General features: G+C 42.0%; 14 protein-coding genes. 1 reads left to right on the forward strand and 13 read right to left on the reverse strand.

What is annotated here, in order from left to right:
• Positions 1-80: 80 nt before the first annotated feature.
• From C7Y71_RS00790 to C7Y71_RS00830, 9 genes are all read right to left on the reverse strand, one after another.
• Complete coding sequence (locus C7Y71_RS00790; protein ID WP_111898741.1) at positions 81-1,649, reverse strand: Rne/Rng family ribonuclease; 1,569 nt, start codon at positions 1,647-1,649, stop codon at positions 81-83.
• Between the two features lie 284 nt (positions 1,650-1,933).
• Positions 1,934-2,206 carry an HU family DNA-binding protein gene (locus C7Y71_RS00795; RefSeq protein WP_111898742.1) on the reverse strand — a complete coding sequence of 91 codons (273 nt, stop codon included), beginning with the start codon at positions 2,204-2,206 and terminating at the stop codon, positions 1,934-1,936.
• Between the two features lie 117 nt (positions 2,207-2,323).
• Positions 2,324-2,770, reverse strand: a complete 447-nt coding sequence (rpiB, locus tag C7Y71_RS00800; protein WP_111898743.1) for a ribose 5-phosphate isomerase B — start codon at positions 2,768-2,770, stop codon at positions 2,324-2,326.
• Positions 2,771-2,792: 22 nt separating this feature from the next.
• Positions 2,793-4,814, reverse strand: coding sequence for a transketolase family protein (locus tag C7Y71_RS00805; RefSeq protein ID WP_111898744.1), 2,022 nt, complete (start codon positions 4,812-4,814; stop codon positions 2,793-2,795).
• 221 nt (positions 4,815-5,035) lie between these two features.
• A complete protein-coding gene (locus C7Y71_RS00810; protein ID WP_111898745.1) occupies positions 5,036-6,286 on the reverse strand; it encodes a hemolysin family protein in 1,251 nt (416 codons plus the stop codon).
• A gap of 103 nt (positions 6,287-6,389) precedes the next feature.
• Positions 6,390-6,818 (reverse strand): single-stranded DNA-binding protein, encoded by a 429-nt coding sequence (locus tag C7Y71_RS00815; protein ID WP_111898746.1) that lies wholly within the window; start codon positions 6,816-6,818, stop codon positions 6,390-6,392.
• A 41-nt stretch (positions 6,819-6,859) separates the two neighbouring features.
• On the reverse strand, positions 6,860-7,300 hold the full coding sequence (locus C7Y71_RS00820) for a DUF4293 domain-containing protein (protein ID WP_111898747.1): 441 nt from the start codon (positions 7,298-7,300) through the stop codon (positions 6,860-6,862).
• A gap of 28 nt (positions 7,301-7,328) precedes the next feature.
• Positions 7,329-7,667 carry a DNA-directed RNA polymerase subunit omega gene (locus C7Y71_RS00825; RefSeq protein WP_111898748.1) on the reverse strand — a complete coding sequence of 113 codons (339 nt, stop codon included), beginning with the start codon at positions 7,665-7,667 and terminating at the stop codon, positions 7,329-7,331.
• A 36-nt stretch (positions 7,668-7,703) separates the two neighbouring features.
• Positions 7,704-8,552 carry an outer membrane protein assembly factor BamD gene (locus C7Y71_RS00830; protein ID WP_111898774.1) on the reverse strand — a complete coding sequence of 283 codons (849 nt, stop codon included), beginning with the start codon at positions 8,550-8,552 and terminating at the stop codon, positions 7,704-7,706.
• Positions 8,553-8,736: 184 nt separating this feature from the next.
• Here C7Y71_RS00830 and trmD point away from each other — a divergent pair, with 184 nt between their 5' ends.
• Positions 8,737-9,411, forward strand: coding sequence for a tRNA (guanosine(37)-N1)-methyltransferase TrmD (gene trmD / locus C7Y71_RS00835; protein WP_111898749.1), 675 nt, complete (start codon positions 8,737-8,739; stop codon positions 9,409-9,411).
• Positions 9,412-9,537: 126 nt separating this feature from the next.
• Here trmD and C7Y71_RS00840 read toward each other — a convergent pair whose 3' ends face one another.
• The 4 genes from C7Y71_RS00840 to dnaG form a co-directional block, all read right to left on the reverse strand.
• Entirely contained in the window at positions 9,538-11,415 is a 1,878-nt protein-coding gene (locus C7Y71_RS00840) for a leucine-rich repeat domain-containing protein (protein ID WP_193215932.1), read from the reverse strand.
• Positions 11,416-11,433: 18 nt separating this feature from the next.
• Positions 11,434-12,258, reverse strand: a complete 825-nt coding sequence (locus tag C7Y71_RS00845) for a DUF2971 domain-containing protein (protein WP_111898751.1) — start codon at positions 12,256-12,258, stop codon at positions 11,434-11,436.
• Between the two features lie 396 nt (positions 12,259-12,654).
• Complete coding sequence (locus C7Y71_RS00850; protein WP_226943503.1) at positions 12,655-13,887, reverse strand: porin; 1,233 nt, start codon at positions 13,885-13,887, stop codon at positions 12,655-12,657.
• Positions 13,888-13,940: 53 nt separating this feature from the next.
• The gene (gene dnaG, locus C7Y71_RS00855) at positions 13,941-15,878 is read right to left on the reverse strand and encodes a DNA primase (RefSeq protein WP_111898753.1); all 1,938 of its coding nucleotides are present in this window, start codon (positions 15,876-15,878) and stop codon (positions 13,941-13,943) included.
• Positions 15,879-15,886: the final 8 nt, after the last annotated feature.

Raw genomic sequence — 15,886 nt, forward strand, 5'->3', positions numbered from 1 at the left:
CGGTGTATTACGACTAATGCAAACAAAAAAGTGTGGCAATGCTTATTTTGCCACACTTTTTTAATTTAGTAGATGATTTGTTATTGCATCTCTTTGTCCTCAAACATGAATATTTCATCGTTGTTTTCATCAATAAATTTATATTCTAAAAAGGACAGGCTCTGATTGGGAATAATCTTAAATCCCAAACCGTAGCGGGCGTGCCACTTAATTTTCAGGCTGATAATGCCTTGATTGATGTAAGCAGCCACAAACGGATGTACGTGAAGTCGGAATTTCGTGATTCCAAGATGTTTGGTGAGCCTACGAATTTTTCCTTCCAAAACATCTGTAAAGAGGAGGCTCGACTTGATATGCCCTGTGCCTCCGCATGTAGGGCATGATTCTTCAACGGTGATGTCCGTTGCAGGACGAACGCGTTGGCGGGTAATCTGCATCAGGCCAAACTTGCTCAGAGGGAGTATGTTGTGCTTGGCACGGTCCTTCTGCATGTTTTCGCACATGCGTTCGTAAAGTTTCTGGCGGTGTTCGGCTTCGCTCATGTCAATGAAATCGACCACTATGATGCCGCCCATGTCGCGCAACCTCAACTGTCGCGCCAGTTCGTCGGCTGCACCGAGATTTACGTCAAGTGCATTTGTTTCTTGGCCATCCTCTGACTTTGAACGCTTGCCACTATTTACATCAACTACGTGAAGCGCTTCCGTGTGCTCAATAATTAAATATGCGCCATGTTTGTATGTAACAGATCTGCCCAATGAGGTCTTTATCTGCTTGGTAACTGAAAAATTGTCGAAAATTGGAACGTTGCCCTTGTAGTATTTGACAATTTCAGCGCAGTCCGGAGCAATAAGCGTTACATATTCCTTTACTTCGTTGAAAATCTTCTCATCGTTCACGTAGATGTTTTCAAACGATGGATTGAACAAATCCCGAAGTAACGCAACAGGGCGAGGCGTTTCTTCATAAATCAGAAGAGGACGCTCAACAGAACCTACCACCTTGCTGATGGATTCTTCCCAGCGTTTCAGCAGGATGCTGAATTCTGATTCGAGTTCTTCTGCACTTCTGTTTTCTGCAGAGGTGCGGATAATGACTCCGAAGTGTTCGGGCTTCACGCGACTGATTAACTGTTTGAGTCGGGCGCGCTCCGGACCTTTCTTGATTTTCGTAGATACCGAAATCTTGTTGCTCAAAGGCATGAGAACCAGATAACGACCTGCGAGTGACAATTCGCATGTCAGACGCGGACCTTTAGTCGAGATAGGCTCTTTCACAATCTGAACCAGTAATTCCTGACCAGTTCGAAGTGTTGTCTGAATGCTGCCTTCTTTCTCCAGGTCCGGCTCTTTGCCGACTTTAGACAATGGTAAGTTCTTGCCCTTGTCGAGTAGTTTCAGGTATTTTTCGTAGGCATGGAAATGCACTCCAAGATCCTGAAAATGAAGGAATGCATCCCGTTCGTAACCGACATTCACGAAACAAGCGTTCAAGCCCGGCATGATTTTCTTGACTTTTGCCAAATAGATGTTGCCTACAGAGAAATGCTCAGAACGTCCCTCTTTCTGGAATTCAACCAAACGCTTGTCTTCCAAAAGGGCTATCGAGATGTCCCGAGGCTGTACATCTACTATTACTTCGCTTGTCATTTGTGATGGTTAAACGTGGTGCTTACGCAGAACAGCAGAGATGGGATATAAGCAGTCTCTCGTACGCTAAGACACCTGATTAGTTATTCTTAAAGTGCCAATAACCCCGAAGGCATTATTGGCACATCATGTAGGCACAAGAATTTTATTACTTGTTCTTATGTCTGTTCTTGCGCAGTCTTTTTTTGCGCTTGTGCGTCGACATCTTGTGTCTTTTTTTCTTCTTTCCGCTTGGCATAGGTAAATGGTTTTATGATTAAAATATATTAAATGCTCTGAATGGTTTATTTCACTTTCTCTGCAAGCACCTGAGAGGGTTTGAAGGCTGCAATCTTGTGCTCGGGAATGTCTATTGCTACATTCTTTGATATGTTGCGACCTATCTTTCTTGCACGTGTTTTCAGGATGAAACTGCCAAAGCCGCGGAGATAAACGGGATTGCCGTTTATTAAAGATTCAGCCACAGTGCTGGTGAATGCTTCAACACAACTGATGACTACGTTCTTTTCAACGCCCGTCTTTCTTGCAATTTCATTAACAATGTCTGATTTAGTCATTTTTTCTATTCTTTTTTTAATTGTTATTCTAAAACGGATGCAAAATTATGATTTTCAAATGAAAAGGCAAAATCTTATGGTGATTTTTATCGACAAAATCTGAAAAATGTCACCTTTCTATCTGTCCAATCTCATCTTTTCTATCCTGCGAACATGCCTGCCACCTTCGAAAGACGTGTTGAAAAACTCATCCAAACATGCTTTGGCTGTTTCTTCAGACATGTATCGGCCGGGCAGTACGAGTATATTGGCATCGTTGTGCAGGCGTGCCATGTGTGCTATCTCTGGTTGCCAGACCAATGCGGCGCGAATGCCTTGGTGCTTGTTCAGCGTCATTGAGATACCCTCGCCGGAGCCGCAAATGCCTATGCCACAGTTGCATTCACCATTCTCTATACCTTCAGCCAATTTATGAGCAAAGTCGGGATAATCGCAACTCTCTTCATTGTAACAGCCGTAATCGGTAAAAGTTAAACCCGCTCCCTGAAGATATTGTTTCACATACTGTTTCATGGCGAAACCGGCGTGGTCGCTTGCCAAACCTATGGGCAATGCTTTTGTCATATCGTTTATGTTGTTCAAAATGTTATTGTTCAAGATATGCCTTTATTTCCTTATAGATGTTTTCCGGTGTATATCCCAGTTTTTCGTCCAGCACTTTGAATGGAGCAGAATAACCGAAGGTGTCGAGCCCATGAATGTAGCCGTTGTTACCTACAAGTCCTGCCAAAGTAACGGGAAGACCGGATGTCAGACCGAAGATCTTGGCATCTGATGGAAGCACCTCGTTTTGATAGACTTCGCTTTGACGTCTGAACAGACCTTCTGAGGGGCAACTTACTACACGGTACTTGATGCCGTCTTTCTTCAGCAATTCGCCTGCACCTACAAGAGTGCTGATTTCTGAACCTGAACCTACAAGTATAACGTCAGGATTAGCCTCTTCAATGACGGCGTATGCGCCTTTGGAGAAACCTTCGTAACTTGAGCCGGGAGGAAGGTCGTCAATATTCTGGCGACTGAATATCAATGCAGTAGGAGTGTCGAAATTGTTCATCGCCATTTCCCACGCCTTTGTAGTTGCATGCACATCGCAAGGACGGAAAACGCGTACGCTGTCGTTACCGCTATGGTTCTTCAGTTTTTCCATCAAGCGTATCTGAGCCTCTTGCTCAACAGGCTCGTGAGTAGGCCCGTCTTCGCCTACGCGGAAGGCATCGTGCGTCCAGATGAACTTCACCGGCACCTCCATAAGTGCAGCCATGCGTATTGCTGGCTTCATGTAGTCCGAGAAAACGAAAAATGTACCCATGGCTGAAATAATTCCGCCGTGGAGCATTGCACCGATGCAGACACAAGCCATGGTCAGTTCTGAAACGCCTGCCTGAAGAAAACCGCCTGCGAAGTTGTCGCGGGTAATCGTACTGCTGTGGGCAAGAAAACCATCTGTCTTGTCGGAATTACAGAGGTCTGCAGAAGAGACTATCATATTAGGCACATATTCCGAAAGCATCTGAAGACACACTTTGGAACCTTGACGGGTGGGTTGGTTGGGCTTTTGCTGAATCTTGTCCCAAGGCAGTTCCGGAAGGCGGTTATGGAACCAATCATCGAGCAGTTTGGCTTTCTCCGGATTTGCAGCAGCCCAGGCTGCTTCTTCCTTACGGTATTCTGCCACGACAGCCTCCAGTTCTGCCTTGCGATTGGCATAGAGTGCGGCTGTCTCCTCACTGACAACAAAAGGATTGTCCGGGTCGCCACCAAGGTTGCGAATGGTATTTTCGTATGCACCGGGACCTAAAGGCGCACCATGTGTACCGCAATTATTTTCATAACTTGTGCCGTCTGCTTTTATCGCGCCCTTACCCATGACGCAATGGCCGATAATGAGAGTGGGGCGGTCTGTCTCTTTCTTTGCTGTTTCGAGGGCCTCACGGATTTGTTCTGCATCGTTGCCGTCAATCTCGAGCACATTCCAGTTCCAGGAACGGTATTTCGCTGCCGTGTCCTCTGAAATGACATCTTTTGTCGCAGTGGATAGTTGGATGTCATTGGCATCGAAGAACATAATCAGGTTGTTCAGACCCAAGTGCCCTGCCATGCGTCCGGCACCTTGAGAGATCTCCTCCTGCACACCACCGTCTGATATGTAGGAATATATCCTCTCTCGTTCAAAACCCGGATTGCCGGTGCGCGCATAAAGCAGTTTGGCTGCAAGAGCAGCGCCTACTGCGTATGTGTGTCCCTGCCCCAAGGGACCGGAAGTGTTTTCTATACCGCGAGATATGTTGCGTTCCGGATGACCTGGAGTCGGGGAACCCCATTGACGGAAATTCTTCAGGTCGTCCATAGTAAAGAAACCGCAGAGCATCAATACTGAATAGAGCATTGGCGACATGTGCCCCGGATCAAGAAAGAAACGGTCGCGGCACATCCATTCATGGTCTGACGGGTCGTAAATGAGATGCTCGCTATAGAGGGCATTGCAAAAATCTGCGCCACCCATGGCACCTCCCGGATGACCTGATTTAGCCTTTTCTACCATCGCTGCTGCTATGATACGAATATTGTCTGCAGCCGTATTCATCTGTATCTTGGAATTTTTCATCTTATGAATGTTTGTCCGGATTATTACGAAAAAAATACTAATTGTCGATGCAGAAGTCTCAACAAATCAATATGTCAGGACTATTCCCAAAAATGAAAGAATCGGGTGCATCCTAACGCAATGCAAAATTACGAACAGAAACGTGTTGAGGCAAATTTTTTATGAATTTTGTTACGCACAAACGCAAGTTGCCATGCTGTCTTGCCTGGTGAACACTCTTTCTATGTTTTGTGAGACTCGGAATCTTCGATAGTAAGTTTTCTGACTTGAATCTTGCTGATGCGGTGAGAATCTACAGCAAAAACTTCAAACGAAAGACCGCCATATTCACAGCGTTGATGGGGCTTAGGAAATGCGTTGAACAATGTCAGAACCATCCCTGCCACAGTTTCAGAGTCGCGGGCAATGGTTTCAAAGTCGCGCTCATCAAGGTCTAATGCCTCATAGAAGTCTGCCAAGGCTGTCTTGCCCTCAACAATGAATTCTGTATCGTTAATCTTTATGATATTGCGTTCTTCTTCATCAAATTCATCGTTAATTTCGCCAACAATTTCTTCAAGGAGGTCTTCCATTGTTACTATGCCCGACATGCTGCCATATTCATCCACAACAATCGCAATGTGTACTTTCTCCTTCTGAAACTCACGGAGCAGGTCGTCAACCATCTTGCTTTCTGGCACAAAATAAGGTTGTCGAATAAGCCGCTTCCAGTTGAAGTCGTCATTTTCTTTCAAATAGGGCAGGAGGTCCTTCACATAAAGGATGCCTTTGATTCGGTCCGAAGAGTCTTCATATACCGGAATGCGAGAAAAATTTTCAGAAACTATGCAGGAAAGCACATCTTTATATCCGGCATTTACGCTCACACTCACAACGTCAACTCGAGGCGTCATTACTTCGTCAACAGTAGTGGTGCCAAAGTGGAGTATGCTCTTTAGCATATCCTTCTCAACATTTGTTTTCTCGCCCCCACGAGTTTCTATCACGTGTTCAATATTTTCTATAGTGTCGTTTTCATCTGTTTTGTCAGAACGTATACTTTTGCGAGTAATGAATGGGGAAACAATACGAAGCAGGATATGGGTTAATGTCGATATTTTAGAAATGAATTTTAGTGCGTAAGGGGCTGCCATGCGTTGTGGAAGGATGTTTGCTGCAGCAATGACGAAAGCGACGCCGATTAAAGTCCATACTAAGTGTTTGTCGAGGTTGAAATACGGCACAACCTTCCACACAAATACGAAGATAAAAATGCAGAGAAACAACATGCGGTAGATAATAATGGCTTGTCGTAACTCTTGAGGACGTTTCAGTAGGTTAAGCAGAAGCAATCTTTGCTTTCTTTCACCCTCGCGCAATTTCTCTATTGCTTCACGCGTAAGTAACATGAATCCTCTCTCCATGGCTGAAACGAATGCCATACAAAGGTATGATGCTACTAAAACAAATAAGTAAAATGTGATGGATACCATCCCTTATTTCACTAACATTTAATTAAAAAGTGATGTCATAATTGGCATCACTGTCATTATCAGATCTTCTTTTGAAAACTTTGTTGGTCTTATGCAGACGAAATTAGAACGGAAACGGTTCATTTTTATCACCATCTTGCCCAAATACATTGTCATTGGGAGTTTCATTCGTTTTCTCACTCTCGGTTATCATGTCTTTACGAGGCGACATGAGTTCAAGCATGTTAGCCCAAACTTCGGTTACCGTGTGTGTCACACCTTTGCGGTCTGTATATGTGCGTGTGCGCAGTTCGCCTTCAACATATACCTTGTCGCCTTTGTGGACATACCTTTCTGTTACTTCTGCCAACTTTCTCCAGAGATAAATGCGGTGCCATTCTGTACGTTGAGGTACTTCGGTGCCATTCTGAAGTCTGTATGCACGTGTGGTTGTAGCAAGATTGAAAGTGGCTGTGGGAACACCGCTGTCAATGTAGCGTATCTCAGGGTCTTTGCCCACATTGCCTATCAGCATAACACGATTTAGTGACATGTCGTCTTTGTCTTAAAATATATGTATAATAGTGCCTCTTTTTATCTTATTCTGTCTGCAGCGCGAACTTTCTCTTCATCATGTTTGATGCCACGCTTGCCAAGATAAGCAAGTATTATTGAGATAAATGGAAGAGCAACCCAAATCGTGGGACGATAGGTGAAACTGCCGCCACTGACTACTTTATAGCAGATAAAGGCATAGCAAATGTAGAAAAAAACACTAGCCATGATTAGTGAATTGCACCATTTCATCTGTCGCTTACGGTTCTTATACCCAAATATCGCAATAAAGGCAATCACCACAGCAAAGATTGAGAATATCAACAAACTGTATATTAGCGGCGAAGATATATCGCTGGGATAACTGTAAAGCATTGCTATTTTCCTGCCATCGCAAAAGCGTGCTAACGGAAGAAAAATCGTCAAGGCAGATGCAATAGCGGCTAAAAACAAATAAATGCTCTGAATTCGTTGAAGCATGAGGTCAGTGATTTCTTTGGCTTATTTGTTAGTCATCAAGGCGGTTTTTCTCCTTCTCGGGGTTGCGGAAGTAGATGTTGCCGTCCTGAAACTCTTTTGTGGCTATCAGAGTGGGCTTGGGAAGGCGTTCGTAACGACGGCTTATTTCTATCTGTTCGTGGTTTTCGAATGTCTCTTCGAGTGTCTCGTTGGATGTTGCAAATTCGCGAAGTTTCTGAATAAGTTCATCCTTCATCTCGGCGCCAATCTGATTGGCACGTTTAGACATGATAACTACACTTTCATAAATGTTGCCTGTCTCCTTGCAAAAGTCCATTACATTGAAAGTTGTGGTGTCGGTAGGGGCTTTCGTTTTCTTAAAATCCATAATTATATTGAATGTTTTTTGTTCCTGTTTATATTTCTATTCTTGATTCTCCTCATCGCTTGATTTCACGTAACCTAACTTGACCGCCTTGTTGTACAGACTTTGTGCCTCCTTCAGGCGTTTCGATTCCGGAAACTCTGTCTTGAAGTTATAGTATTCGTCAACGGCATTGAGGTAACGCTCCTTTTTCTTCGATTCCACACTCTGCTGAGCCAACTCAAACTTAGATTTCAGAATTAGGTACGAAAAGTCTTCACGGCGTGGGGTGTATGGGTATTCACGTATGGCATTTTCAGACGTAACAATACATGCTTGAAAATTATTGCCCGTGTAGCAGTTCATGAAATACGTACCTAAGTCATAGTACAGTTTGGCATTAAGGTATTCCTTCTCCACCAGTTTGTCTTGAAGTTCGAATATCTTTTGCTGGGCATCCTGACGGAAGCGGCTGTTAGGGTACTGGTCGATAAACTCCTGAAATTCTCGGATAGCAACGAGTGTCTGCGACTGGTCCAATTTAGGCTCGGGAGTGCTCTTGTAGTACGACATACCGCTGTAATAACGCGCTTCTTCTGTGTAAATGCCTTTGGGGTACGATGTGTAGTATTTATTAAAGAATTGTGCTGCAGCATTGTAGTCGCGCGAATTCAAATTACTCATGCCTAACAAGTAGAGAGATTCTTCGCCACGATCTGTTCCCTTAAGCACTTGAATCACATCGTTCAACAACATAGAAGCACGATTGAACTGGCCGCGGGAATAATACTGCTTTGCCATCTCGTATTTCTGGTCATAACTGGCGCTCTTAAGCACCTTTGTATAACTGTTGCACGATGTCATGACAACAATGGCGAGCAACGGTAATATATATTTACGAAACTTCATGTATCTGTCTTGAGAGGCAGGCACAATCTTGCCATGCACTTTTTTCAAACTGCAAAGATAATACTAAAACTTAAAGCACTGAAATTTAACTGCGATTTTATGTTTTTTTTATCATTTCAAATTGCTCATATCAATTATTTTTTCAAAATCAACTAATTTTGCGCAAAATAAAAATAATACAACCGTGAGGATAGATATCATATCCGTATTGCCGGAAATGCTCGAAGGTTTCGTAAACACTTCCATTCTGGCGCGTGCGCAAAAGAAAGGACTTGTGGAAATTTATCTCCACAATCTCCGTGATTATACCACAGACAAACATCGCCGTGTCGATGACTATCCCTACGGCGGTTTTGCCGGAATGGTGATCCAATGCCAACCGATAGATGATTGCATTGCTGCGCTTCAGAAAGAGCGAAACTACGATGAAATTATCTTTACAACGCCCGATGGCGAGCAGTTCGACCAACCCATGGCAAACGAACTCTCACTAAAGAAGAATATCATTATCCTATGCGGTCATTACAAGGGCGTTGACTATCGCATACGTGAGCACCTTATAACAAAGGAGATCTCCATCGGCGATTATGTCCTTACCGGAGGTGAAATAGCAGCAGCCGCAATGTCTGATGCCATAGTGCGCCTCATACCTGGCGTACTATCCGACGAGCAGTCCGCCCTGAGCGACTCATTCCAAGACAACCTCCTCGCAGCACCCGTATATACACGTCCCGCTGACTACAAAGGGTGGAAAGTCCCTGAAATTCTACTTTCTGGACACGAGCAGAAGATCAAAGAATGGGAACTCGCACAGTCACTCGAAAGAACAAAACGATTGCGCCCGGATTTGCTGGAATAGTTATATCTATATCCATCTAAATGTTTCCCATTTTTCAAAAATCAACACAAAAAATCAATTATAGCGTGCAAAAAACGTTTGGTGTTTTTTAGCACGCTATAATAACTTTGTTTAATAAACTTCAGTTTACTCTTCTATTATCGCTTTGAAGTCTGTCCAAGGATATTTGTTGTAACTTTCTTTTGAACCTTTGGGAATATATACAGTAGCATTGTAATTTCCCAAAGCCTCATAATTATAAACGCTAGGAGGTGTAATAGGTTTCATGTGTATTTCTTTGATATTTCTACAGCCATTAAAAGCGTCATAACTAATTAAAGTAACAGAAGCAGGAATAGTAATTGATGTCAGTCCTGAGCAACTATAGAATGCATAATCCTTAATTTCAGTGAGATAGTTTGGTATGGTTAAAGATGTTAGCCCAGAGCATCCTCTGAAAGCAGAACTTCCTATGCTCGTAACGGAGTTGGGGATGCTTACAGAAGTCATACTAGAGCAGTCATAGAAAGCATAACTTCCTATAGATTTAACATCATCACCTATTGTATAGCTTTTCACTTGACTACCAAAAATACCAGAAACGCGTCTTGAGTATGATGTCTCGCTAAGAATAGAATTAGAGTTTATTGTTACATTTGATATACTGTTGCAACCATTGAAAGCACGATATCCGATAGTTGTAACGGAGTTAGGAATGGTTATAGATATCAGGCCTGTGCAACCATTAAATGCATCTTCCTTAATTTCGGTAATCGTGTTGGGAATTTGTAATTCTTTTATTTCTTTACCATTCAAATACAAATGGTGCGCAAGAGTTAACGGATTGCTGCCGTAGTGGTAAGAGCTATGAAACGCATCAATCAAATAACTATAACAATCGAAATCTATTTTACACCATGATACAAGATCTGTGATATTTACAGATGTCAGACCAGTGCAACCTTCGAAAGCATCTTTTTCTATGCTCGTGACGGAGTTTGGGATGGTTATTGATTTCAATTTCGAGCAACCATCGAAAGCACATCGACCTATAGCAGTTACAGAATTAGGAATTGTTGTATTTATACAACCTTTCATCAATTTGTTGCTTTTTTTCTCTATAATGGCGTTACAATTGTTTCTGCTATCGTATGTTGTATTGCCTTCTTCCACATTTATGGCAGACAAACTTTCACAGCCATAGAAAGCATCATTATAATTAATACTTTCTTTTCCTGAACCACCACCATCATAACGATTTGTTAATCCAATGTAAGTAACCGATTTTGGGATTGTTATTGAACTTAGGCTAGAACAATTCTTAAAAGTTCTGCCTGGAATTATTGAAACATTGTTCGAGATATTTATAGAAACCAAATTCTTACATTCTTCAAAAGCTCCATAATTATAAGAATTATAAAATTGACCATCATAAAAATAAGCACCTGGATCATCTGGATCTATTCCTATATATTTTACAGAATTTGGTATTTCTACAATTTTTAGTCGTTGGCAGTTATAAAAGGCACCTTCACCAATACCCTTTAATGTATTTGGCAATCTAATACCTTCCAGTTTAGGACAATTCGCAAATAAACATTCTGTGATTTTATCCGTTTCAACTTCAATATTACCATATCCAACTGAATATCCAACTCCACCTGCAACAATTCTTGCTTCTGATAAGTCAAGATATTGTAAAGTGCCGCTTTTGAAAGACAAACCAGTCATCATACGGATAAAATTCAAGTCATCGGAGTTAACGAAACCAGTAACCTTGAGATGTGTTATCAGAGATTTTCTGTCTTCACCAATTAAGTAGGGTAAGGTCCCACCTTGAGCAACGTGATAAGTGTCAAATTTTACTTTGGGCCATTGGGCTGAAGCGGTGTTATCATTTTGACTGCCATTTCCGTTGTTTGCTTCAGTCCCACCATTTACTATTTCATCGTAATCTTCACCACAACTGGTAAAAGTGAATGTTGATACTGCCATTAGTATCATCAATAATAATTTAGGTTTCATAATCATTAAATTTTGTTATTAGTTTTTATGTTTTTTTATGTTCAATTTGGAAGTCTTTATGTCCGGACTCTTTATATTTTTCTCTTCAAATAATCCTTTTATTCTTTCTGTGATTTTGTGTTCATCTGCGTATGGACTGATAATAATCTTGTTTATTAAATCAATTGGTATTTTAAGTTGATAATATGCTCTTTTGTCTTTTTTTGTGTTTTTTTCTGTAATAAAGCCAAATATTCTGTATTCATCTTCTATAAGCCAATTCATTCTTTTTGAACATATTGTTTCTATTATCAACTCCTCAAATATTTTGTTTTCTTCTTCCTCCCCTTCACTCCATCTTTTATATAAAGATTCCGCTATTCCTTGAATTTTCGAAACATATGCGTAATTACATCGTTTAAATTCTAATTTGTTTTCCTTACAGAGTCTCTTCAGCTCTAAGTAATTTAAAACTATTGCTATACCCTCTTCTTTTCTATCATTATATGTATTCCACATTCCAACTTCATTTATTTCTATTTTTCTTGAGCGAGTAAAGGATGTAAAAACAGGATTTCCGTTCAGCTTTCTGTAATTATTGAAGCATTTTTCAAAATCTTTTGATTTATTCGATTTGTTTGAAAACAATTTCTTTATCATTAAAAACTCTTCTTGATCATTTGTCTCATCTAAAGAATAAAGATGAAAGTCAAGACACTTTTGTTGAATACACTCTTTATTCGATAACATTTTTTCAAGACAACTTAAACCTGTATAGTGTTTTACAGAATTTGGCTTGCTATTTTGAAGATTTTTGTTTAACTCAACAAGAGTATCTTTTTGTTTAATTGTTTGATTCTGCATTACTATCAAAGTCGTGAATTGTTGGTTTGGGTACAAGAAAAGCGTGAAGATTTGCTTTGTTCATCAAAACCTTGGTATCGCCAAACACCACGTATAGAAATGAACTGAAAACAATTCTCTCACGCTGTGAAGTATATAGAACTTCAGAGCGCGTTAGCACACTAAAGATATATACCACAGTTGAGCGTCAATTGTTTTAATCCTTCTATACTTTGAAATTGGCGATTTCAGGTTTTAGGATAAATCAAAAACGCTTCCTTGGTCGCAGTTTTCTCCCTGCTACACGGCAAAAATAATCAAAAAAATGAAAAGGATAAAAGAAAAAACTCAAATTTAACAATAGAAAAATCCCCAAGCCAAAGCAAGGGGATTTCAAAGTAATCAGACATCATCAGATTAGAACCTGCAATAAACCTGAACACCAAAGGTGTTGTATGTACGGTCTTCTGCAAGTGTCTTGTCGTGGGTGATGTCGTATTCTGCCTGAATGAAGAGGTTCTTGTTGAAATAGTACGTCAGCGAAATTTCGTATATCTGTTTCAGCGAATTCCATTCCTTATTGTCGCGGTAGCAGTCCCATCTTCCCATAAGTTTGAAACCGTAAAATTTTGGTGCACCGGCTTGAATATACCAGGCATCTGAATAGTTGGGAGAGTCTTTATATAATTGCACCCCTTCTGCATCCACACCATTTTTCACACGGCCAATCTTCTTGCCTTTTGACCAGACATATTCACCACGAACCATCCAGTCGCCTTCATATTCTGCACTGACGGCCCAGCGCTGACGCTTGACGGACTTCAGTTGTGAGTCGTAGTCTGAACCAAGACCGCTTGCTTTGTAGCCTTCGTTCACGTATTTGCCGTTCCAGCCGAAACCGCCTACACGCATGCCCTTGACAGGCGATACCCAGATGCCACCAATCAGGTCCTTGTGGTTGTCTTTGTCAGAATGGTTCACACCCTGACCGTTGAAAAGACCTACCTGATAGTGCAACCACCGATGCCCGTCTGCCGCAGGGAAGAAGTCGCCCTGCACCTGTACACCCTGGTCCCTGCCGTTGCAGGCATGTTCGCCTACACGGTCGCTGAAGCCAATCAATTTAGTGGTTGCTTGTGAATATGCACCAAAACCTACATTCAGTGGGTTCATAGGGTTTTCGTAGCCGAAACTGCGCTTAAACTGTCCAATTTTTACACGGAATTCCTTGAACTTCTGCCATTCAACGAAAGCGTCAACAATGCGTGGACCTTTGTCTTCGCCGGGAGCGCCATTCATTTGCAGTTGCAACTTGTAATAGAAATCTTTGAATGCATGACCGTCAACGTAAAGACGCACCAGGCGCAAATCAAAGGTGCTGTTGCTGCTTTGGTGTTTGCGGTCGTTGATGCTGTACTTGCCAATAATGTAACCGCCGAACTTAATATCAGACTGCGTGTCGTCGAGAACTTTCTGCACTTGGTTGAAAAAACCTTTGGGTTTCTCTGATTTTTCCGGTTCAACGCTTTCCACAGCAATCGATGCAGAGTCTATAGGTGTGGCAGCATCTGTGATTTCATCTGAATTGTACTCTGCGTGCATGCTCATGCATATACCTGCAACGAGAGTAAGTAATAACAGTTTCTTCATAAATTTTACTTAAATTGTATGGATTGTTTTTTTGTATTGAAGTCTATAATTTGTCAGGTCGTTACGACAAGATCGAGTGCTTTAGCAAATTGATCGATAATCTCCTTGATGTCCTTTATTTGTTTCATTATTTCCATCATACGCGTCATGTCGTTCATCACTTCAGGCTGTTTCAGGAGATTTTGCAACTCTTTCACCTTGTCGCGTAGGATGTAGTATTTCAGGCTGTTTAATTGCTGCGAAACCAATGACTGCAGACGCTTTTCTTCAGGAACGTATGTGCTCCAGATGGATTCTGATTGTTCTAAACTAACGGATACTATTGATGCTGCTAAAGTGTTGATCTGCTCATTTGGATGATGAAGGAAGTGTTTAAGCGTATCGCTGTCTTGTTCGCTGAGTTCCACTGCCTCGGCAAGTATCTGGTTGTATATGTCTGTCTGGAATGTAATGCCGTCAGCAGAAAAGTCCTGTTTGATATATGGTGCCAATTTTAGAGGAGGGTCTTCAGTGAATAGTTCGTTGCCGTAGCGAATGAGCAATATGGCAAGTTGCTTCTCCTGCTTAGAACGTTTTGATGTAGGCGCCTTGATGGTTTGAGACGCGTTTGCTTCAACTTTTTCTTTAATGCTGTCGTCTGAATCTTTGTTGTCGCGCTGTGAGGCGTTGTTGTTCATCTTGAAGTCTTTCCTGCGCATGGAAGAAATTTCCTTGATGATAATGTCTTCCTGCACTTGCAGCAGCGACGAACATTCATGGGCATACGACTGGCGAATCAGACCGTCGGGAATGACTGAAATGCTGTGTATGATATCTTTTACCACTTCTGCACGTTTAATAGGGTCGTGCTTCACACTCTCAAGAAGTAACCGCGACTTAAAGGTAATGAAATCTTCCTGGTGCTCGTCTATGAATGCCTGGAACTCAGTTGCAGTATGAGCTTTTGCGAAACTGTCAGGATCTTCGCCTTCAGGCAGAAGAAGTACCTTGATGTTCAATCCGGCTTTAAGCAGCATGTCAATGCCGCGAAGAGATGCCTTGATGCCTGCACTGTCACCATCATAGAGGATGGTGATGTTATTTGTAAATCTTCGCAGCAGACGGATTTGTCCTTCAGTAAGGGATGTGCCGGAAGAAGAAACCACGTTTTCAATGCCGCTCTGATGCATCTGAATCACATCGGTATATCCTTCTACAAGGAAACAGCACTTCTGTTTAACTATCGCCTGCTTCGCAAAATAAAGTCCGTAGAGTTCATTGCTCTTGTGGTAAATGGATGATTCTGGGGAATTAATGTATTTTCCCACATCCTTTCGCTTACTACCCAAAATGCGTCCGCCAAACGCAACAACACGGCCACTCACAGTGTGAACAGGAAATATTACGCGCCCACGATAACGGTCGAACAGGCGATGATCTTCAGTCTCAATACTTATACCCGTCTCTATGAGATATTCTTTTTTATAACCCTTGGCTATTGCGGCTTTCGACATGGTGTCGCGTTCTTCGAGACAATAACCCAACTGAAACTTCCTTATGATGTCATCACGAAAACCACGGCTTCTGAAATATGCCATGCCTATGGCAACGCCATCGACGTTGTTATGAAGCGTGTTTACAAAGTAGTCGCGTGCTTTTTCGTTAACGATGAATAAACTCTCACGTGTGGAATTGCGTTGCTTTTCTTCATCAGTCTCCTCACGTTCCTTGACTTCAATACCATATTTTCGACCTAACCATTTAATCGCTTCAACGTATGACATCTGTTCATGCTTGCGCAGAAATCCTATCACATCGCCGCCTGTGCCGCAACTGAAGCATTTGCAAATCTGCTTGGCGGGCGAAACCATGAAACTTGGAGTCGTGTCGTCGTGAAAAGGACACAAGCCTTTGTAGTTCGTACCGGAACGCTTTAAGGGGACGAATTCACGAATCACATCTACAATGTCTGCAGTAGAAAGAATCCTGTCGATGGTACTGCGATCAATCATTAAGACGA

Origin of the sequence: Pseudoprevotella muciniphila, from assembly GCF_003265305.2 — a bacterium.
Lineage (GTDB): Bacteria > Bacteroidota > Bacteroidia > Bacteroidales > Bacteroidaceae > Alloprevotella > Alloprevotella muciniphila.

What these genes read in the sequence shown, in the direction of transcription:
- C7Y71_RS00790 (WP_111898741.1), bottom strand. Translation starts at nt 1,649, where the DNA reads ATGACAAGCGAAGTAATAGTAGATGTACAGCCTCGGGACATCTCGATA.
- C7Y71_RS00795 (WP_111898742.1), bottom strand. Translation starts at nt 2,206, where the DNA reads ATGACTAAATCAGACATTGTTAATGAAATTGCAAGAAAGACGGGCGTT.
- rpiB (WP_111898743.1), bottom strand. Translation starts at nt 2,770, where the DNA reads ATGACAAAAGCATTGCCCATAGGTTTGGCAAGCGACCACGCCGGTTTC.
- C7Y71_RS00805 (WP_111898744.1), bottom strand. Translation starts at nt 4,814, where the DNA reads ATGAAAAATTCCAAGATACAGATGAATACGGCTGCAGACAATATTCGT.
- C7Y71_RS00810 (WP_111898745.1), bottom strand. Translation starts at nt 6,286, where the DNA reads ATGGTATCCATCACATTTTACTTATTTGTTTTAGTAGCATCATACCTT.
- C7Y71_RS00815 (WP_111898746.1), bottom strand. Translation starts at nt 6,818, where the DNA reads ATGTCACTAAATCGTGTTATGCTGATAGGCAATGTGGGCAAAGACCCT.
- C7Y71_RS00820 (WP_111898747.1), bottom strand. Translation starts at nt 7,300, where the DNA reads ATGCTTCAACGAATTCAGAGCATTTATTTGTTTTTAGCCGCTATTGCA.
- C7Y71_RS00825 (WP_111898748.1), bottom strand. Translation starts at nt 7,667, where the DNA reads ATGGATTTTAAGAAAACGAAAGCCCCTACCGACACCACAACTTTCAAT.
- C7Y71_RS00830 (WP_111898774.1), bottom strand. Translation starts at nt 8,552, where the DNA reads ATGAAGTTTCGTAAATATATATTACCGTTGCTCGCCATTGTTGTCATG.
- C7Y71_RS00840 (WP_193215932.1), bottom strand. Translation starts at nt 11,415, where the DNA reads ATGAAACCTAAATTATTATTGATGATACTAATGGCAGTATCAACATTC.
- C7Y71_RS00845 (WP_111898751.1), bottom strand. Translation starts at nt 12,258, where the DNA reads ATGCAGAATCAAACAATTAAACAAAAAGATACTCTTGTTGAGTTAAAC.
- C7Y71_RS00850 (WP_226943503.1), bottom strand. Translation starts at nt 13,887, where the DNA reads ATGAAGAAACTGTTATTACTTACTCTCGTTGCAGGTATATGCATGAGC.
- dnaG (WP_111898753.1), bottom strand. Translation starts at nt 15,878, where the DNA reads ATGATTGATCGCAGTACCATCGACAGGATTCTTTCTACTGCAGACATT.